Consider the following 16,673-nt stretch of genomic DNA (forward strand, 5'->3'; position numbering starts at 1 on the left):
GGCGAAGAAGCTTGAAGCAGTTCGGCATTTCGCTGAACCCACAAACCATTCCATCGCTTGTTTTTGCATAGTTGTAGATGGAAAGCTGCGGCACACTTTTCCCGGAGTTGTCTGCTAATATAAGCGTGTACGCAGCTGCCCTTCATAATCTCGCTTGCCAATCGGAACGCCGCGCATCCGCAGGATGTCGTAGGCCGTGACAACGTGGAAATAGAAGTTGGGCATCGAGAACGACAGAATGAGCGTCTCAGACGTAAAGGCGAGTTTGCGGGGACCGATCCGAAGATCCAAATGCCTGCCCGCCCAGCTATTTACCTCGTCAGGCTCGTATGCCTCCAGCGCCCTTTTCGCCTTTTCCATCATCCCTCGCAAATCGTCGAATGGAACCGGCCCCGCAAGTGCGGGCGGCGTGAATGCACCCGTCCGCGCAGCCTCAAGCCCCCACACGGCATGATGCCATGCTGCCTCGACCTGGAAATGAAATGGGGTCATGTCATCAATCAAGCGAACTTCCACGAAGTCGTTGGGGTCGTGACCCGTCTTCGCGCAATGCTCGACTGCGCGATCAAGAACACCCGCAAGAGCATTCACGGTCTGCAAGAAGGTCGGCACACTGAGATCGTAGAGTGAAATTGACATTAGCGTCGCTCTCTTCGGCGATTTTGCAAATCTGCTCTCGGTCAGAGAACCAGACTGCGTCAGTGTCCGCAATGGGGTCGGTAGCCGAATGGCGGCTTTCATGTCACGGCGAAATCCGTTTCATGCGATACATGCGCCGACATGATCCTGCTGACTGAGAACGGCGCGTGATCGAACCGCTTCTCCCCGACGACCCCCTGAGCGTGCCGCGCGCATATGACCACCATGTGCTGAACGGCATCTTCTGGAGGCCATAATCGCTTCGTCCGATGGCGCAAAGCAGGCGTTTAGGACCGCCTCATGGATGCCCTTGCCGAGGCTATTAAGTTGCAAATGATCGATACGTCCATGGTTCGCGTCCATCAGCAGCGCGCGACGGCAAAAAGGGTGATCGAGATTATTGTCTCGGTCGGTCCATGGGCGCGCTGACAACAAAATCCATGCGCTTGTCGACGCGCAAGGCCAACCGTAGAGCCCGGTCTGCTTCAGCCCGCTCCTCTACAGGATGCTGGGCCTGGTCTAGCGCGTCTTCGACAAAGCCAAGCAATTCCGCCGCACCGCAATCTGATACGACAAGCTGGCCGAGAGCCGTCTCACCGCTCTCAAACGCGTCGCAATCCGCATCTGGCTGAACGGCAATGACTCTATGTCCTAGGTCAAGACCAGCGACTTGAGCAGGCCCACGATCTTCTGACGCGTCCGCGCATCCTTGATCTTTGCAAAGGCGCGATTGAGTTCGATACCTTCTTCGGACGAAAGGAAGCCGACGAGATCGTTGCGGATCGCGCGTGCTTCCTCGGTCGAAACAGGATTATCGAAAGCTGCATTATCGAAGAAGTGCGAGATCGGGACACTGAGACAGTCGGCAACATGTTGCAGGCGACTTGCGCCGACGCGGTTGGCACCTTTTTCGTATTTCTGAACCTGCTGAAACGTGAGGCCCAGTTTTTCGGCGAGCGCCGATTGGCTCATGCCCAGCATGCGCCGTTGCGCACGAATGCGTTTGCCGACTTCGACATCGATCGGGCTAGGCGGCTTTCTTTTCGAAATATCTTGCACGAGTTCCTCTTTCAGACCGGGAAGCCGCCTATCGAACTCGCAGGAGGTCATGCGAATGCCCTGGAACTCCTGCAAGTCTTCGCTGGCGAAGCTTACGGACTATGACTGCCGAGTGCCATGGAAGACGGCAATCGCGATTCACCTGGATCGCGATCCAGCGCTGCATTTCATGCGTATTTGGTACAATGCCTGCGCGATTTGACCATTCGTTAGCGTGTCGATAGGAAGCAAATGGCGATTTTCGCCTGGCCGAAAGCCGACTCAGCGATTGACCTGCCGCACCGTGTCGATGAAGGCCCTAAGCTTCGGAGCCAGTTCGGCACGGCGTGGAAAGTAGAGGAAGAGGCCTGCTTCCGTCACCGCATAGTCACTTAGAAGCTGGACAAGTCTGCCGGATGCGATTTCCGTCCTCACCAGCGGCTCGAAGGCATAAGCCAACCCTACGCCCGCAATAGCCAGTTCTATGGCCGAATGCGATTCGGTGACGATCGCCTGGCCGCTCACCGTCACCGCGACATCCCGCCCATCCTCGACGAATTCCCATTGATAGAGGCCCCCGGAGCGGATCAGACGGTAGCCGATACAATTGTGATCGGAGAGATCTGCAAGCGTATTTGGACGCCCGAAACGCGCGATATATCCGGGCGAAGCAACCACGATCGATCGGAAAGGCGGGGTGAGGCGAACGGCGACCATGTCCTGTGCGATCATTTCACCGACCCGAATGCCGGCGTCGAAACCTTCCGCGACAATATCGGTCAATCTCTCGTCGGAGAAGATTTCCACTTCGACTTCGGGATAGCGTTCGGCCATCGCTGCGATCACGCGGGTGACCGCCAACGGCAGACTGATACGAGAAGCGTTGATACGCAACAGGCCGCTTGGCCTGCCCTTGACGGCCTTGATGCGCTCGATCCGGTCATGAATGTCCTGTAGCGCTGGCGTGATGGTGGCGATCAGGCTCTTGCCGGCCTCCGTTAGAGCCACACTGCGTGTTGTGCGCGCAAAGAGGGGCTGTCCGAGCCGTTCTTCCACCAGCCGAACGGCATGGCTGACGGCTGACGCGCTCATGCCCAGTTCGCTGGCGGCGGCGGCAAACCCTCCGCGGCGGGCCACGGCAGCGACGATGGGCAGATGTGTCAGTAGATCGCGGTCCATTGCTGCACGATATCGCATAATGCATGCGAATTAAATGATCTTATCGAATAGCCCGAAAGCAGCGAATCTAAGCGCATCACGTCATTGCGGGCCTGTTCGCTTCCTGAACATAGCCCGGTTAGCCAGAGAGGAGCATGGCGATGAGCATGGAATTTTATACGCTGGGCAATAGCGGGCTCAAGGTAACGCGGCTCGCCCTTGGCACCATGACCTTCGGCACCGAATGGGGTTGGGGGGCAGATAAGGAGACGGCGCGGGCGATCTTCAATGCCTATGTCGATGCCGGCGGCAATTTCTTCGATACCGCCGATGCCTATACCGGCGGTACATCCGAGGCGTGGCTCGGTGAGTTCATCGCTGAGCGCGGCTTGCGCGACGATGCCGTCATCGCCACCAAGTTTACCATGAACCTTACTGCGCAAACGCCGAATGCGGCCGGCAATGGCCGCAAGAATATCCTGCGGGCCGTCGAGGGGTCACTGAAGCGGCTGAACACTGAGTACATCGATCTCTATCTCATGCATTGCTGGGATCGCCTGACGCCGCCGGAGGAAGTGATGCGCACTTTCGACGACCTTGTCCGCTCGGGAAAGGTGCGGCACGTCGGTCTGTCCGATGTTCCGGCATGGTATGCCAGCCGAGCCCAGGCGGTCGCCGAGCATCGCGGCTACGAGCCGATCTCTGCACTTCAGCTCGAATATTCGCTGGCCGAACGCAACATCGAAAATGAATTCGTGCCGTTCGGAACGCGTTACGGCGCCGGCATCATGGCCTGGAGCCCGCTTGCGAGCGGTCTGCTCAGCGGCAAATATCGTCCAAGCAGCAAAGGGGAGACCGCCGGCCGGCTCGAAACCGTGCGTGGCACGGCCAATCCGGGGTTCCAGAAATTCAATGAACGCAATTGGGCGATCGTTGCCGAGCTGGAGACGGTGGCGGCCGAGCTCGGCCGCAGCATGGCGCAGGTGGCCGTCAATTGGGCAATGACCCAGCCCGGTCTTGCCTCGATTATCATCGGCGCCACGAAACTGGAGCAGCTGAGGGACAATCTTGGCGCCCTGGAATTCAAAATACCGCCCGAGCTGCGGCGGCGTCTGGACGAGGTCAGCGCCCTGCAGCCGACCTTCCCTTATTCCTTCTTCGGGCCGGAAATCCAGGGCAGCCTAACGGGCGGCCAAACGGTCGGCGGCAAGCCGGCGGGTTACTACCCGGATCTGAATATCTCGGGGAAGTTTGCGGGCGTCAGCTGACGGCCCAGCGAATATGGCAACGCGCCTGTAGGTGCCGGCGCGTTGTCATGAAAAGATGCGAGTGCCTTGTTTCCTCCCGTTTCTGCTGCTAGAGACCCCGCCGTGGCTTCGAAAAGCCATGAAATCCGGTCGCAGCCCACCCGGTCAAAACAAGGGATCATACAATATGAAGACTATCGTCATCTGCTCCGGCGGATTGGACTCTGTTTCGCTCGCCCAGAAGGTCGCAGCCGAACATCAGCTTATCGGACTCGTCTCCTTCGACTACGGCCAGCGGCATCGCAAGGAGCTGGAATTTGCCGCGGCCTGCGCCAAGCGCCTCGGCGTGCCGCATGAGATCATCGACATCACCGCCATTGGCAAGCACTTGACCGGATCGGCGCTCACCGATGACATCGAGGTGCCGGACGGGCACTATGCCGAGGAAACCATGAAGGCGACGGTCGTGCCGAACCGCAATGCGATCATGCTGGCGATCGCCTTTGGGCTTGCGGCTGCGCAGAAGGCGGATGCGGTTGCAGTTGCGGTTCATGGCGGCGATCATTTCATCTATCCCGACTGTCGCCCCGGTTTCATCGACGCCTTCCAGCAGATGCAGAACCATGCGCTCGACGGCTATGCCAGCGTTTCGCTCTATGCGCCCTATGTGACGATCTCCAAGGCGGATATCGTTACCGACGGTGACAGGCATAAGATCCCCTTTGCCGAAACCTGGTCCTGCTACAAGGGCGGGAAACGTCATTGCGGCCGCTGCGGCACCTGCGTCGAGCGGCGCGAAGCCTTTCATCTCGCCGGCATTGCGGATCCGACCGAATACGAGGATGCCGATTTCTGGGTCGCCGCGACATCAGGCTTTTCGGCCGAAGAGGTGAAGTGATGTACCGCATCACCAAGGAATTCCACTTCTCCGCCTCGCATCAACTCTCGCACCTGCCCGATGATCATCAGTGCGCGCGCATGCACGGGCACAACTACATCGTCGTGGTGGAGCTTTCTGCAGCCGAACTGGATGAGAACGGTTTCGTGCGAGACTATCATGAGCTACAGCCGCTAAAGCGCTATATCGACGAAACCTTCGATCATCGTCACCTGAATGAGGTCTTCGGACACGATCGCGTCACATCCGAATATCTCGCGAGGCATTTCTACGACTGGTGCAAGGAACGACTGCCGGAGGCATCCGCCGTGCGGGTCAGCGAGACGCCGAAGACCTGGGCGGAATACCGGCCATGAGCGAAGCGCGCATTCGGGTCAGCGAGATCTTCGGGCCGACGATCCAGGGCGAGGGGATCCTGATCGGCCTCCCGACGATCTTCGTTCGCACCGGCGGCTGCGATTATCGCTGCTCCTGGTGCGATACGCTGCATGCGGTCGATAGCGACTATCGCGACCAATGGCAGCCGATGTCGGTCGATGAGATCTGGCAAGAGGTGATGAGGCTTTCCGGCGGCAAGCCGCTCACCATCTCGCTCTCCGGCGGCAATCCCGCGATCCAGCCGCTCGGCCCGCTGATTGCGCGCGGTCATGCTGAGGGATATCGCTTCGCGCTGGAGACTCAAGGGAGCTTGGCCAAGGAGTGGTTCGCCGAACTTGATGTGCTTGTGCTCAGCCCTAAGCCGCCATCGAGCGGCATGGCGACGAACTGGGCCGCCTTCGACGACTGTCTGCGCATGGCAGGCGAAAGACCGCAAATCGCCCTGAAGATCGTCATATTCGACGATCTCGACTATGAATATGCGCGAGAGGCGGCCACTCGCTATTCACATCTGCCTGTTTATCTGCAGCCCGGCAATCACACGCCGCCGCCAGCCGATGCGGAAGATGCCCTTGTCGATATCGACGGCATTGTCGAGCGCATGCGCTGGCTCGTGGAAAAGGTCGGCAATGACCGATGGTTCGAAGCAAGGGTGCTGCCGCAATTGCATGTGATCATCTGGGGAAACAGGCGCGGTGTTTGAGTAATTGCGGTCGGGCCATATCGTGCCTGCGCCATCGAACGACATCCGAAATTGCACTTGGTGGCCGAAACCAGCAAAGCCGCATCGACGCTACGTCATGATTTTTCGTCGTAAGAGTCGTTGTCGCCGGCATTCGATGTCGCTGGTTTGAGTTCGGCATCGAAGAGCTCGGCAAGCGTCTTCAGGATCTGCAGGACGCCCGGATGATCGCAGGTATAATATCTGAACTGGGCGTGACGGCGCACTTTCACGATGCCGGAATGATGCAGGCGGGTCAGGTGTTGGCTGAGCGCCGACTGCGATATGCCCAGCTTCTTGGCCAGGCTGTTCACATCTTCCTCATGGCCGGACAGATGAATACAGACCTCCAGGCGCTTGGGATTGGAGAGCTGGCTGAGAAGATCTGCATGATAGATGAGACGCTCGTCTTCTGTGGACTGATCTGAGTACATCGCGCGGCCAATCATTGGTGTTACACTATAGAGCCCCCAGCATCGCGAGACTATAAACGCAAAAGTTGCAAAATTATGGTCTAAATTATTGCAAAAACGTTGCGCGTTCGCGGAGCAAACGGCCCTCCCACTTAGGTTGATCGCAATTGATCAACCCTTCCTTAGCCGACAACTAGGGTCCTATTGTATTTTGGGAATATGTCGCTCCAATCGATTTGCGATGAATCTGTAACAAAATCGAACGAACTGCCTTGTTTTTGTCCGGCTTTTGACATCGCAGTGCTAATTAAGCGGTCTATCTTCTGCGCTAACGAACAGGAGGTAACCATGACCCAAAGGGACTTGACGATCGCCGAAGTTCTCAAAGATCCGCTGATCCGCCAGGTCATGCGCGCAGATCGCATATCCGTCACCCGGATGGCAGACCTGCTGCAGGACGCGGCGCGCCGGCAAGAACACGCCTTGTCCGCGAATTTTTCATCGATCGCGCATGTGGCGACACGTTCGATACCGCAAGCCGACTTGCGTTGATATCCCGCTATCCGACAGCGACAATCGCCAGATGATCCCGGGCGATTGTCGTTGCGGCATTTGCGTATGTGAGCCTCCTTGCCGGTATTCAAGCAGCCCAAAATCGCTGCCTTTTTTCCGGAGCCTCGATAAGCTGCCTTCATTGCTGCGTCACTCCACGAATCGTTTCGCAACGTGGTCGCGGCTGGCGTTAAAGCGCGCCGCTTCGGTTGAGCGAGATCGCGTAGACGCTGGTGGTGCCCGTCATGAAAAGCTTGTGCTTGCCGCGACCGCCGAAGCAGAGGTTGGAGACCGTTTCCGGCACCAGGATCTTGCCCATGAGATGACCATCGGGCGCGATGCAATGCACGCCGTCGGCCGCCGACGACCAGAGATTGCCATCGCTGTCGAGGCGCATGCCGTCAGCGCAGCCCGGCGAAATCACATGGAACACCTCGCCCCCGGACAGTCGCCAGTTTTCGCCGACATTAAAGACCCGGATGTGCTGCGGATCGCCGCCATGCATGCGACCGGTATCGGCAACATAAAGCTTCGTCTCGTCGGGACTGAAGGCAAGCCCGTTCGGGCAATTGAAATCCGTCAGGACGGCCTGCATGGAGCCGGAGGGATCGACCCGGTAGACATTGCATGGCAGTTCCTGCTCACTTCTATATCCTTCGTAATCCGTCGCAATGCCGTAGTGCGGATCGGTGAACCAGATAGCGCCGTCCGAGGCAACGATCACATCGTTGGGCGAATTCAGGCGTTTGCCCTGATAGCTATCCGCGACGATCGAGATCGAGCCGTCATATTCGGTACGCGTGACGCGTCTGCCACCATGCTCGCAGCTCACAAGGCGGCCCTGCCGATCACGCGTATGGCCGTTCGAAAAATTCGAAGGTTCGCGAAAGACGCTGGTGCCGAGTCCCGGTATCCAGCGCATGATGCGGTTGTTGGGGATGTCCGAGAAGAGCAGGCAGTTCATATCTCCGAACCAGACAGGCCCTTCCACCCAGTCGAAACCGGTGGCGATCTGCTTGACGGGAGCATTGCCAAGAACAAATTTCCCGAAGGCCGGGTCCATGATCTCGAAGAACGACATTGTAACAATACCTCCCATAAGGTTACATCGAGAGATCGATGTGTTATCGATAACATATTCAATTGAGTCCGCAAGTCGGGAGGATAGTGCATGAGCCATGTTGTGACGTCGAGTGTCTTGAGCGACGAAGGGGTGATGACATTGTTGACCGCTGCGATCTCGGCTGCTTCGCAGATGGGGCAGCCGCAATGCATCGTCATCGTCGATCAATCTGGCGTGACGCTTGGTTCCTTCCGCATGCGCGGTTCGCGTTTTCAGTCGCTGAAAAGCGCCACCGCCAAGGCGCAGACGGCTGCTTCCATCGGTGGGCCGAGCCATTCGCTGCCGGAACATGCGCGAGTGCCGCTGGCAATCGCTACCCATGGCGGGATGACGGGTTTGCGCGGCGGCTTGCCGATCCGCGTCGGCGGCACGCTTGTCGGCGGTATCGGTGTCGGTTCTGGTTCCGGAGAGCAGGACGAGCAGGTTGCCCGTGCTGCCCTTGATGCGATTGGCGCCGATCTCGACTAGACCGGCTGTGAGCGCGAAATCCGTTTCCGTTTTCGATCGGGTGGATTTCGCGCCGCTTCCGCTTTAGGCGAAGGCGATCTGTGCCTTCATGGCCTTGCTTCGATCCGAAGCGATCTCGAAGGCGCTGATGGCGTCCGCGAGCGGTACGGTATGGGTAATGAGCGGTCGCACATCGATGAGGCGCTTGCGCATCAGATCGACGCCGACGGCAAACTCCTCGTGAAAACGGAAGGAACCGCGCAGTTCCAGTTCCTTGGCCGTGATCGCCAGCATCGGCAGGCTCATGTCACCGCCGATACCAAGCTGTACGATGATGCCTCGCGGTCTCAGTGCCGAAATGCCGCCGGCAAGGGCAGCTGCAGCGCCCGAGCATTCGTAGAGCACATCGAAAGTGCCCTTGTCCGTGGAATAGGCGGCAAGCGCTTCGGGCTCGTCCTTCGTATTTATGACCCTGTCGGCACCCGCTTGCCTGGCAAGCGACAAGGTGAAATCCGAAAGATCGGTCGCCACGATCTCGACGGCACCCGCGCGGCGTGCGGCGAGGATCGAGAGCACGCCGATCGGGCCGCAGCCGGTCACGAGGACGCGCTTGCCGAGCATCTCGCCTGCACGCCGGGTGGCGTGGAGCGTGACGGCCAAGGGTTCTGCCATGGCCGCTTCACCCGGGGTCAGGCCATCGGCCGGCACGCATTGGATGGCATCGGCGACGAGCGTCTCGCGGAACGCACCCTGGATATGCGGGAAGGGCATGGCGCTGCCATAGAAGCGCATGTTGAGGCATTGATTGGGTAAGCCCTGCAGGCAATAGCGGCAAGTCCGGCAGGGGCGGGAGGGAGAAACGGCAACAAGCTGGCCGACCTCGAGGCCTTCTACGCCGGGGCCGAGCGCAGTCACCGTCGCGCTGACCTCATGCCCGAGGATCATCGGTTCCTTCAGGCGCACGGTGCCGAAGCCGCCGTGATGGTAGTAATGCAGGTCGCTGCCGCAGACGCCGCCGGTTGCGAGCCTCAGCTTGACTTCTCCCGCACCCGGTTCTTCCTCCGGATAATCCTCGATCCGCACATCCTTGGCGGCGTGGGCGATGATGGCCTTCATGTCTTTCTCCTCAAAGAACGGGTGTCGGCAGGGCCTGGCCGGCGAAATGAGCAGCGAGATTGTCGCGCACCAGCTGACCCATGGCCTTGCGTGTTTCCACCGTGCCGGATGCATGGTGAGGCTGCAGCAGCACATTGTCGAGCGCCAGGAAGCGCGGATTGAGCTTCGGTTCGCCTTCGAAGACGTCAAGCGCGGCCGATCCGAGCTTACCGGTCTCCAGCGCGTCAAGCAGTGCCTCTTCGTCTATATTGGAGGCCCTGGAGATGTTGATCAACATACCTTCCGGGCCGAGGGCCTCGATTACCTTCCGACCGACGATATGCCGGGTTGCCGCGGAGGCGGCGAGCGTGACGAACAGGAAATCCGATTGCGTCGCAAGCTCGACAGGATCGGCCACGAAGCTCATGCCGGAGGCGTAGGATTTTGCCTCGACGTCCGAATAGGCAATCTGCATGTCGAAGCCCTTCAGGCGTTTGGCGACTTCGAAGCCGATGCGGCCGAGGCCGAGCACGCCGGCACGCCGTCCCCAGACGCGGCGCTTGAGAGGATAAAGTCCCTTCTGCGCCCAGCTGCCGTCGCGCACCCATGTCTCCGCGCCGATCATGCCACGCGACAGGCAGAGCATCATCGCAATCCCCAAGTCCGCGACGTCGTTGGTGAGTACGTCAGGGGTATTGGTGACGCGGATACCGCGCTCGCGGCAGGCCTGCAGGTCGACGGCGTCAAAGCCAACGCCATAGACCGAAATAACTTCCAGTCTGGGGCAGGCCTCGATCATCGCGCGGTTGGCGCCAAGCTCGCCGCGCGTCGCAATGGCCCGGATCGATGGTCCGATGTCGGCGAGCAACTTTTCTTTGTCGGCAGCCTCGAAATAGCGATGAACCTGAAACGCTGCGTCGAGCGGCTCTTGATCCCATTGCGGGTAGGGACCAATCTGCAGGATCGGTGGCTTGTTCATCTTATGCATCCTCCCTTGACATCAAATGTTATCGATAACATAAACAAGGGAGGCGACCATTGTCGAGATAAAAAACGGAGGAAACGATGTCTCTTGGTCTTTTCGATCTGAAAGGGCGGCGTGCTCTGGTGACGGGTTCTTCCCAAGGTATCGGGCTCGCGCTCGCCAAGGGCCTAGCCGCCGCTGGTGCTGAGCTGGTGCTCAATGGCCGCGACAGGGAAAAGCTCGCCAAGGCGGCTGAAGGCTTCGCCGGCAAGGTGCATGTGCTTCCATTCGACGCCACCGATCACGAGGCCGCACGTCAGGCGGTCGATGCTTTCGAGGCTGAGACCGGTGCAATCGACATTCTCGTCAACAATGCCGGCATGCAGTTTCGCACGCCGCTGGAGGACTTTCCCGCCGATGCTTTCGAGCGGCTTCTTCGGACGAACATCTCAAGCGTCTTCAATGTCGGCCAGGCGGTCGCCCGGCACATGATCAAGCGCGGCGCCGGAAAAATCATCAACATCGCAAGCGTGCAGACGGCGTTGGCGCGTCCCTCGATTGCTCCGTACACGGCAACCAAGGGTGCCGTTGGCAATCTGACCAAGGGCATGGCGACGGATTGGGCCAGGCATGGGCTGCAATGCAACGCCATCGCGCCCGGCTATTTCGATACGCCACTGAATGCTGCGCTGGTTGCCGATGCCGATTTTTCGGCATGGCTCGAAAAGCGTACGCCGGCCGGCCGCTGGGGCCGCGTCGACGAATTGGTCGGCGCCTGCATTTTCCTCGCCTCCGATGCCTCCTCCTTCGTCAACGGTCATGTGCTCTATGTCGACGGCGGCATCACAGCTTCGCTCTGATGGCGCCGCACCACGCCGCTTCGTCGTCATGGGCGTCAGCGGCTGCGGCAAGTCCTCAGTTGGTTCCGCGCTCGCGGCGCGCCTTGGCGGCATCTATGTCGATGGCGATGATCTTCATCCAGCGGCCAACGTCGCCAAGATGAGTGCCGGCACTCCCTTGACCGATGCCGATCGATGGCCCTGGCTCGACAAGATCGGTCAATGCCTGGCTTTGGCGGACGACACGGCATTGATCGGATGTTCGGCGCTGAAGCGCATCTATCGTAACCGGATTCGCGAGGTTGTCGCTGCGCCGGTTTCGTTCATCCATCTCGCTGGCTCAAGAGAAACGATCCTGAGGCGTATGCAGGCAAGGCGCGATCACTTCATGCCACCGGCATTGCTCGACAGTCAATTTGCCGCACTCGAGCCGCCCGGAGCCGACGAACTCGCGATCACCGTCGATATCGATCGGCCGCTGGATGTCGTCATTGCGGCCATTATTGCAAGCTTGGAGGAAACGCAATCATGAGCAACAAGGTGGCGCTGATCGGCGCAGGCGCAATGGGCGGCGCGATCGGCGCCCGCCTGGCGGAGACCGGCAATCAGTTGACGGTTTTCGATCTCGACAAGGATAAGGTTGCGGTTTTGACCGCGAAAGGCGCCACGGCTGCCGCTAGTGCGGCCGCGGCAGCAGCCGTTTCCGATTTCGTCGTCCTCAGCCTCAATTCCCCGAAAATCGTCCATGCCGCGGTATTCGGGCCTGAAGGTGTTGCTGCGGGCGCAAGAGCAGGCACGCTGATCATCGATATGTCGTCGATCGATCCCGATGCGACGAAGGCGCTATCGATCGAAGCGGCGGAAAGGGGATTGCGCTGGGTGGACAGCCCACTTTCCGGTGGGGCGCCGAAGGCCCTGATCGGACAGTTGACCCTAATGGCCGGCGGCAGCGAGCAGGATGTCGCGGACGCGCATCAGGTTCTGCGCCATGTGGCATCGAACTACACCCATATGGGTCCCGTCGGTACAGGTCAGACCACGAAGCTCATCAATCAGGTTCTTTGCGCGTTGAATTTTCTTGCCGTCGCGGAAGCCACGCAACTGGCGCTCGACGCGGGCGTTGATGCCGCGAAAATCCCGCAGGCGCTGAAGGGTGGGCGGGCCGACAGCGCCATTCTGCAGGAATATATGCCGCGCTATGTCGCCAAGGATTATCGCCGTACCGGCCGGATTGACAATATGGTCAAGGATCTGAACGGCGCCCAGGATCTGGCCCGCAGGACCAATACCGCCATGCCGCTGACGGCTGTCTGTGCGGAGATACACCGCATGCTGACGGCATCGGGGCTCGGTGGTGAAGACCAGGCAGCACTGATGGAATTCTTCAAAGGGCCGAACAAGGAGATCGCCGGATGATTACCCGATACGCATTATTCGAAGGCAAGGTCAGGGAAGGAGAGGCAGAGGCGTTTCGAACGGCCGTCATGGAAACCATCCTGCCGAAGTGGAAGCAGTTTCCGGGTGCCCTCGACGTGCGGGTGACCTTTGCCGAGGCGCGCGATGAAGGCGCCCCGGAATTCCCGATGATTTTGGCCGTGAACTATCCGGACATGGCCGCCGTGGAGAAGGCTCTTGCAAGCCCGGTCCGCACCGAGGCACGCGCGGCGACGGCGGAGGTTCTCTCGCGCTTTTTCGAAGGACGCATCCATCATCATGTGACGTTGGCACATGAGTTCCAGCTATAGGCCGCTTCGGCACGGCGTTTTCCGGCGCAGGGCAACAAGGCTCCGTGCTCGTTTGGCGGGACATCTTGGAGGGCCTCTTGCCATTCAGGGAAGAGACATATTACTCTGATGGTAACGATAACATAGGCCGTTGATGAGTAAAGATCGCAAAACGCCCACCATGGCAGATATCGCCCGCGTCATGGGAGTTTCTCCCATGACGGTGTCACGCGCTTTCAAGGCTGACAGCCTAGTCAGCCCGGAGACCCGCGAGGCGATCCTGCGGACAGCGGAGGAACTGGGCTATGTCTTCGACAGCACGGCTTCCAACCTGCGTTCGCAAAAGTCCGGCTTTGTCGCCGTTACCATTCCCTCCATCAACAATGCCAACTTCGCAGATACGGTCGGCGGCCTCTCAGACACCTTGTCCAAGCGGGATATGCAGATCCTGCTTGGCTACACGAACTACAATGTGGAGGAAGAGGAGCGGCTGATCGAACAATTGCTCCGCCGCAAGCCGCAGGCGATCGTGGTGACCGGTGGCACGCATACGGAACGCGCCCGTAAACTTCTGCAGACTGTAGCGATCCCCGTGATCGAGACCTGGGATATCCCCACCGATCCGATCGGCCACTATGTCGGCTTCTCCAACAGGGCCGTGATGCGCGATATGGTCGATCATTTCGTCGCACTCGGCTGTCGTCGCATCGCCTTCATCGGCGGCGATGTTCAGCGGGATTCACGCGGCAGCGAACGCAGACTCGGCTTCATCGCGGCGATGCAGGCGCATGGTCTTGATGCATCGAGATTAATTGCAGCTGGATCGCCGCCGATCTCGATGCGCGAAGGCGCCAATGCCATGGCGAAGCTGATCGAACTCTATCCCGATACGGAAGCGGTCGTCTGCGTCTCGGATCTTGCCGCCTACGGCGCGCTCACCGAATGTCGTCGGCTCGCAATTCCCGTGCCTGAGCGCTTTTCCATCGGCGGTTTCGGCAATTATGAGATTGGTGAGGTCTGTGTGCCGACACTGACGACGATCAACGCGTTCGCGCGTGAAATAGGCGAGCGGACTGCGCAGTTGATCCTGGATATTCTCGATGGCACGCAGCCGGTCCCCGATGTCAGGATCTTGCCGCAACTGATTGCGCGCGATAGCAGCCGCCGAACGCAGTCTTCTGCCAAATGAAATGGCACGGCCCGCTGGCCGTGCCATTCCCGTTGCAGGGATCACTTGCCCCAGATTTTCTTATATTCGTCCTTGTAACCGTTATCCGGATCGAAGGTGTTCTTCGGGCCGCCATCGGACTGGATATTGTCTGCCGTCACCACATGCAGCGGCGAGAGATAGCCGGACCACTTTTCGCCGGCGAAGGCGCGATTGAGTTCGTCGACCAATTGCCAGCCCTGGAGATTGAGCGGCTCCGCCACAGTGACCTTCTGGTATTGGCCGGCACGGATGCGCTCATAGGCCGATTGCGAGCCGTCGCCGGCTGCGACGTTGATCGGCGCATCGGTGCCACCCTTGCCGGCCGAGGCAAGCGAAGGGCCCATGAAGTCGAAATAGAGGTCGTTGATGGCAAGCGAATGGGTCCAGCTGTCTCCGTATTTCTGCAGGAGAGACGTGGTGAGCTGCGGCATGCGCTGCGATGTCTCGGCGATCGGCGTATCGACATATTCGAGCACCTTGCCGCCGAGCCTTTCGATCTCCTGCTTCATCCTGTCCGCCTTGGCGATGGCGATCGCATAGGTGGAGTCGGTGAAGATGATGACGCCCGGCTTGCCCTTGGCATCGACGAATGCCCAGTCGGCGGCCGCCTTCGAGACTTCCATTGCATCGGTGCTGACATTGGCGAAGAGACCGTTCTTATCGTCGGGGCCGATAGTTGGACCGGCATGCCAGGCGACCAACGGAATTTTAGCGGCCTTTGCCTGTTCCAGTGCCGGAGCCTGCTCGACGGCATCGAAGCCATCGATGATGATGCCGGCAGGCTGCAGCGCTATCGCCTGGCCGAAGGCGGCAGTGCGTCCGCCGATGGAGCCCGCGCCATCGAGAACTTTTACCTCCCAACCAATCGCCTTTGCCGCTTCCTCGACGCCGTTGCTGACGCCGAGAATGCCGCCGTTCTTGAGATCGCCGGCGAGCACGACGATGGTCTTGCCTGCCTGTGCCTTCGGACCGGTGGTCGGGCCGTCCCATTTGGTGACCGGGGTTGCATATTTGTCGACGACGGCCTTCGCATCCGCCATCGGATCTGCATAGGCCTGGCCGGCGTACAGCACCAGGGCAGCGGTTGTTACCTGCAGGAATTGTCTACGGTTCATGTCTTCTCCTCCCTTTGGACATTCGAACTTCAGATGATCTTCATTTCTCCGCCGGCTTGGCGGAAAGTTGTGGTGCTTGGGCAGGGGCCATGCGTCCTGCATGGCTGCGACGGCGCTGGGCGTAGCCGGCGATGCCGATGGCGACGAGCAAGGTGACGCCGTTGAACAGAGGCTCGACATAGAAGGAGCCGCCGAACTGCTGGATGCCGGCAATACCAACCGCCAGGATGATGACACCGATCATCGTGCCCCAAACATTGACACGGCCCGGCTTGATGGTAGTCGATCCAAGGAATGCGCCAACGAGTGCTGGCAGAAGATATTCAAGCCCGACGCTTGCCTGACCGATGCGCAGCTTGGAGGCAAGCAGCACGCCCGCAATGGCGGCAAGGGTGCCCGAGGTGACGAAGGCGCCGATGACGAAGCGGCGGACGGGGATACCGTTGAGCGCAGCAGCCTTCGGATTGGCGCCGATCGCGTAGATGTAGCGGCCGATCGGCAGGTATTCCAGCACGATCCACATGACGAAGGCAAGGGCAAGGACATAGATGCCGGTGATCGGCAGGCCGAAGACCATGGTGCCGTTCAGCGCATAAAATCCTTGCGGCAGCATGCCGACCACCTGCCGTCCGCCCGTATGCCAGAGCGCGATCGCGTAAAGGACCGTGCCCGTGCCAAGCGTGGCGATGAAGCTGTCGATCTTGGCGATCTCCACGAGAAGACCATTCAGGAAGCCCGTCAATGCGCCAAGCGCGATGACGATCAAGACGGCGACCGGCCAGGGCAGGCCGAACATCGTCTGCAGGCTGATTGCGAGCACGTGCCACAGCACGATGCCATAGCCGATCGTCAGGTCAATGCGTCCCGCCGCCATCGGGATCATTGCGGCCAGCGACAGGATGGCGATGATCGTCTTGTCCGAAATGATCGAACGCAGATTAAGCATCGTCGGGAACGTCTGCGGCAGCAGAATGGAGAAAAGCAGGATCAGGAAGACGGTCAGGATCACGAGACCGTAGACTGGCAGCAGACGCTGGATCTTCTGGCCGAAGCTCATGGCCGAAAGCTCGGCGCGGGTCGGCTCGAGCGCGTTGGATTCGATCGATTGCATG

The 16,673-nt window shown here is 59.6% G+C and carries 20 protein-coding genes and 1 pseudogene; 12 read left to right on the top strand and 9 right to left on the bottom strand.

Features of this window, described 5'->3' with window-relative positions; translation table 11 throughout:
• Positions 1-114 precede the first annotated feature (114 nt).
• Complete coding sequence (locus AC13Q5_RS29910) at positions 115-639, bottom strand: DUF1993 domain-containing protein (protein ID WP_488504150.1); 525 nt, start codon at positions 637-639, stop codon at positions 115-117.
• Positions 640-806: 167 nt separating this feature from the next.
• Here AC13Q5_RS29910 and AC13Q5_RS29915 point away from each other — a divergent pair.
• A pseudogene (locus AC13Q5_RS29915) lies at positions 807-1,108 on the top strand (transposase family protein); the annotation flags it as partial.
• Positions 1,109-1,290: 182 nt separating this feature from the next.
• Here AC13Q5_RS29915 and AC13Q5_RS29920 read toward each other — a convergent pair.
• Both AC13Q5_RS29920 and AC13Q5_RS29925 read right to left on the bottom strand, forming a co-directional pair.
• Positions 1,291-1,698, bottom strand: coding sequence for a helix-turn-helix domain-containing protein (locus AC13Q5_RS29920; protein WP_083961445.1), 408 nt, complete (start codon positions 1,696-1,698; stop codon positions 1,291-1,293).
• Between the two features lie 261 nt (positions 1,699-1,959).
• Positions 1,960-2,856 carry a LysR family transcriptional regulator gene (locus tag AC13Q5_RS29925; protein WP_488504151.1) on the bottom strand — a complete coding sequence of 299 codons (897 nt, stop codon included), beginning with the start codon at positions 2,854-2,856 and terminating at the stop codon, positions 1,960-1,962.
• Between the two features lie 140 nt (positions 2,857-2,996).
• Here AC13Q5_RS29925 and AC13Q5_RS29930 point away from each other — a divergent pair, with 140 nt between their 5' ends.
• The 4 genes from AC13Q5_RS29930 (at position 2,997) to queE (ending at position 6,061) form a co-directional block, all read left to right on the top strand.
• On the top strand, positions 2,997-4,103 hold the full coding sequence (locus tag AC13Q5_RS29930) for an aldo/keto reductase (RefSeq protein ID WP_488504152.1): 1,107 nt from the start codon (positions 2,997-2,999) through the stop codon (positions 4,101-4,103).
• 166 nt (positions 4,104-4,269) lie between these two features.
• Entirely contained in the window at positions 4,270-4,980 is a 711-nt protein-coding gene (gene queC / locus AC13Q5_RS29935) for a 7-cyano-7-deazaguanine synthase QueC (RefSeq protein ID WP_488504153.1), read from the top strand.
• A complete protein-coding gene (queD, locus tag AC13Q5_RS29940; RefSeq protein WP_075855854.1) occupies positions 4,980-5,336 on the top strand; it encodes a 6-carboxytetrahydropterin synthase QueD in 357 nt (118 codons plus the stop codon). The genes queC and queD overlap by 1 nt, the downstream gene beginning before the upstream one ends.
• Complete coding sequence (gene queE / locus AC13Q5_RS29945; RefSeq protein WP_488504154.1) at positions 5,333-6,061, top strand: 7-carboxy-7-deazaguanine synthase QueE; 729 nt, start codon at positions 5,333-5,335, stop codon at positions 6,059-6,061. The genes queD and queE overlap by 4 nt, the downstream gene beginning before the upstream one ends.
• 95 nt (positions 6,062-6,156) lie before the next feature.
• Here the strand turns inward: queE and nrcR are convergent, their stop codons facing one another.
• Positions 6,157-6,513: a transcriptional regulator NrcR gene (gene nrcR, locus AC13Q5_RS29950; protein ID WP_075855941.1), complete on the bottom strand. Its 357-nt coding sequence runs from the start codon at positions 6,511-6,513 to the stop codon at positions 6,157-6,159.
• Between the two features lie 327 nt (positions 6,514-6,840).
• Between nrcR and AC13Q5_RS29955 the strand changes: the two genes are divergently transcribed.
• Entirely contained in the window at positions 6,841-7,044 is a 204-nt protein-coding gene (locus AC13Q5_RS29955; RefSeq protein ID WP_457880592.1) for a hypothetical protein, read from the top strand.
• 190 nt (positions 7,045-7,234) lie between these two features.
• Here AC13Q5_RS29955 and AC13Q5_RS29960 read toward each other — a convergent pair whose 3' ends face one another.
• The gene (locus AC13Q5_RS29960) at positions 7,235-8,125 is read right to left on the bottom strand and encodes an SMP-30/gluconolactonase/LRE family protein (protein ID WP_075855857.1); all 891 of its coding nucleotides are present in this window, start codon (positions 8,123-8,125) and stop codon (positions 7,235-7,237) included.
• Between the two features lie 90 nt (positions 8,126-8,215).
• On the opposite strand from AC13Q5_RS29960, the gene AC13Q5_RS29965 reads away from it, so the two are divergent.
• Positions 8,216-8,635, top strand: coding sequence for a GlcG/HbpS family heme-binding protein (locus AC13Q5_RS29965; protein WP_457880593.1), 420 nt, complete (start codon positions 8,216-8,218; stop codon positions 8,633-8,635).
• Positions 8,636-8,698: 63 nt separating this feature from the next.
• Here the strand turns inward: AC13Q5_RS29965 and AC13Q5_RS29970 are convergent, their stop codons facing one another.
• Together AC13Q5_RS29970 and AC13Q5_RS29975 are read right to left on the bottom strand one after the other, a co-directional pair.
• Entirely contained in the window at positions 8,699-9,730 is a 1,032-nt protein-coding gene (locus AC13Q5_RS29970; protein WP_488504155.1) for an L-idonate 5-dehydrogenase, read from the bottom strand.
• A gap of 10 nt (positions 9,731-9,740) precedes the next feature.
• The gene (locus AC13Q5_RS29975; RefSeq protein WP_488504156.1) at positions 9,741-10,688 is read right to left on the bottom strand and encodes a 2-hydroxyacid dehydrogenase; all 948 of its coding nucleotides are present in this window, start codon (positions 10,686-10,688) and stop codon (positions 9,741-9,743) included.
• Positions 10,689-10,774: 86 nt separating this feature from the next.
• Here AC13Q5_RS29975 and AC13Q5_RS29980 point away from each other — a divergent pair, with 86 nt between their 5' ends.
• The 5 genes from AC13Q5_RS29980 to AC13Q5_RS30000 all read left to right on the top strand — a co-directional run bounded on the left by AC13Q5_RS29980 (position 10,775) and on the right by AC13Q5_RS30000 (position 14,425).
• Positions 10,775-11,533, top strand: a complete 759-nt coding sequence (locus AC13Q5_RS29980) for an SDR family oxidoreductase (protein WP_075855861.1) — start codon at positions 10,775-10,777, stop codon at positions 11,531-11,533.
• Entirely contained in the window at positions 11,502-12,044 is a 543-nt protein-coding gene (locus AC13Q5_RS29985) for a gluconokinase (RefSeq protein WP_488504157.1), read from the top strand. The genes AC13Q5_RS29980 and AC13Q5_RS29985 overlap by 32 nt, the downstream gene beginning before the upstream one ends.
• Positions 12,041-12,928, top strand: coding sequence for an NAD(P)-dependent oxidoreductase (locus AC13Q5_RS29990; RefSeq protein ID WP_488504158.1), 888 nt, complete (start codon positions 12,041-12,043; stop codon positions 12,926-12,928). Before AC13Q5_RS29985 ends, AC13Q5_RS29990 begins: the two co-directional genes overlap by 4 nt.
• Positions 12,925-13,257 carry a hypothetical protein gene (locus AC13Q5_RS29995; protein WP_488504159.1) on the top strand — a complete coding sequence of 111 codons (333 nt, stop codon included), beginning with the start codon at positions 12,925-12,927 and terminating at the stop codon, positions 13,255-13,257. The genes AC13Q5_RS29990 and AC13Q5_RS29995 overlap by 4 nt, the downstream gene beginning before the upstream one ends.
• 133 nt (positions 13,258-13,390) lie before the next feature.
• Positions 13,391-14,425, top strand: a complete 1,035-nt coding sequence (locus tag AC13Q5_RS30000) for a LacI family DNA-binding transcriptional regulator (protein ID WP_488504160.1) — start codon at positions 13,391-13,393, stop codon at positions 14,423-14,425.
• Between the two features lie 41 nt (positions 14,426-14,466).
• Here AC13Q5_RS30000 and AC13Q5_RS30005 read toward each other — a convergent pair whose 3' ends face one another.
• Positions 14,467-15,561 carry an ABC transporter substrate-binding protein gene (locus AC13Q5_RS30005; protein WP_488504161.1) on the bottom strand — a complete coding sequence of 365 codons (1,095 nt, stop codon included), beginning with the start codon at positions 15,559-15,561 and terminating at the stop codon, positions 14,467-14,469.
• A 40-nt stretch (positions 15,562-15,601) separates the two neighbouring features.
• Positions 15,602-16,672, bottom strand: a complete 1,071-nt coding sequence (locus tag AC13Q5_RS30010; protein WP_075855867.1) for an ABC transporter permease — start codon at positions 16,670-16,672, stop codon at positions 15,602-15,604.
• Position 16,673 lies beyond the last annotated feature (1 nt).

This window comes from Martinezella sp. CNPSo 3964 (assembly GCF_057784375.1).

Excerpts from the sequence above, each read along its gene's own strand:
- AC13Q5_RS29965 (WP_457880593.1), top strand. The coding sequence starts at position 8,216 with ATGAGCCATGTTGTGACGTCGAGTGTCTTGAGCGACGAAGGGGTGATG.
- AC13Q5_RS29960 (WP_075855857.1), bottom strand. The coding sequence starts at position 8,125 with ATGTCGTTCTTCGAGATCATGGACCCGGCCTTCGGGAAATTTGTTCTT.
- AC13Q5_RS30005 (WP_488504161.1), bottom strand. The coding sequence starts at position 15,561 with ATGAACCGTAGACAATTCCTGCAGGTAACAACCGCTGCCCTGGTGCTG.
- AC13Q5_RS29980 (WP_075855861.1), top strand. The coding sequence starts at position 10,775 with ATGTCTCTTGGTCTTTTCGATCTGAAAGGGCGGCGTGCTCTGGTGACG.
- queC (WP_488504153.1), top strand. The coding sequence starts at position 4,270 with ATGAAGACTATCGTCATCTGCTCCGGCGGATTGGACTCTGTTTCGCTC.
- queE (WP_488504154.1), top strand. The coding sequence starts at position 5,333 with ATGAGCGAAGCGCGCATTCGGGTCAGCGAGATCTTCGGGCCGACGATC.
- AC13Q5_RS29995 (WP_488504159.1), top strand. The coding sequence starts at position 12,925 with ATGATTACCCGATACGCATTATTCGAAGGCAAGGTCAGGGAAGGAGAG.
- AC13Q5_RS29990 (WP_488504158.1), top strand. The coding sequence starts at position 12,041 with ATGAGCAACAAGGTGGCGCTGATCGGCGCAGGCGCAATGGGCGGCGCG.
- AC13Q5_RS29910 (WP_488504150.1), bottom strand. The coding sequence starts at position 639 with ATGTCAATTTCACTCTACGATCTCAGTGTGCCGACCTTCTTGCAGACC.
- AC13Q5_RS30000 (WP_488504160.1), top strand. The coding sequence starts at position 13,391 with ATGAGTAAAGATCGCAAAACGCCCACCATGGCAGATATCGCCCGCGTC.
- AC13Q5_RS29925 (WP_488504151.1), bottom strand. The coding sequence starts at position 2,856 with ATGGACCGCGATCTACTGACACATCTGCCCATCGTCGCTGCCGTGGCC.
- AC13Q5_RS29975 (WP_488504156.1), bottom strand. The coding sequence starts at position 10,688 with ATGAACAAGCCACCGATCCTGCAGATTGGTCCCTACCCGCAATGGGAT.
- AC13Q5_RS29985 (WP_488504157.1), top strand. The coding sequence starts at position 11,502 with ATGTCGACGGCGGCATCACAGCTTCGCTCTGATGGCGCCGCACCACGC.
- queD (WP_075855854.1), top strand. The coding sequence starts at position 4,980 with ATGTACCGCATCACCAAGGAATTCCACTTCTCCGCCTCGCATCAACTC.
- nrcR (WP_075855941.1), bottom strand. The coding sequence starts at position 6,513 with ATGTACTCAGATCAGTCCACAGAAGACGAGCGTCTCATCTATCATGCA.
- AC13Q5_RS29970 (WP_488504155.1), bottom strand. The coding sequence starts at position 9,730 with ATGAAGGCCATCATCGCCCACGCCGCCAAGGATGTGCGGATCGAGGAT.
- AC13Q5_RS29930 (WP_488504152.1), top strand. The coding sequence starts at position 2,997 with ATGAGCATGGAATTTTATACGCTGGGCAATAGCGGGCTCAAGGTAACG.
- AC13Q5_RS30010 (WP_075855867.1), bottom strand. The coding sequence starts at position 16,672 with ATGCAATCGATCGAATCCAACGCGCTCGAGCCGACCCGCGCCGAGCTT.
- AC13Q5_RS29955 (WP_457880592.1), top strand. The coding sequence starts at position 6,841 with ATGACCCAAAGGGACTTGACGATCGCCGAAGTTCTCAAAGATCCGCTG.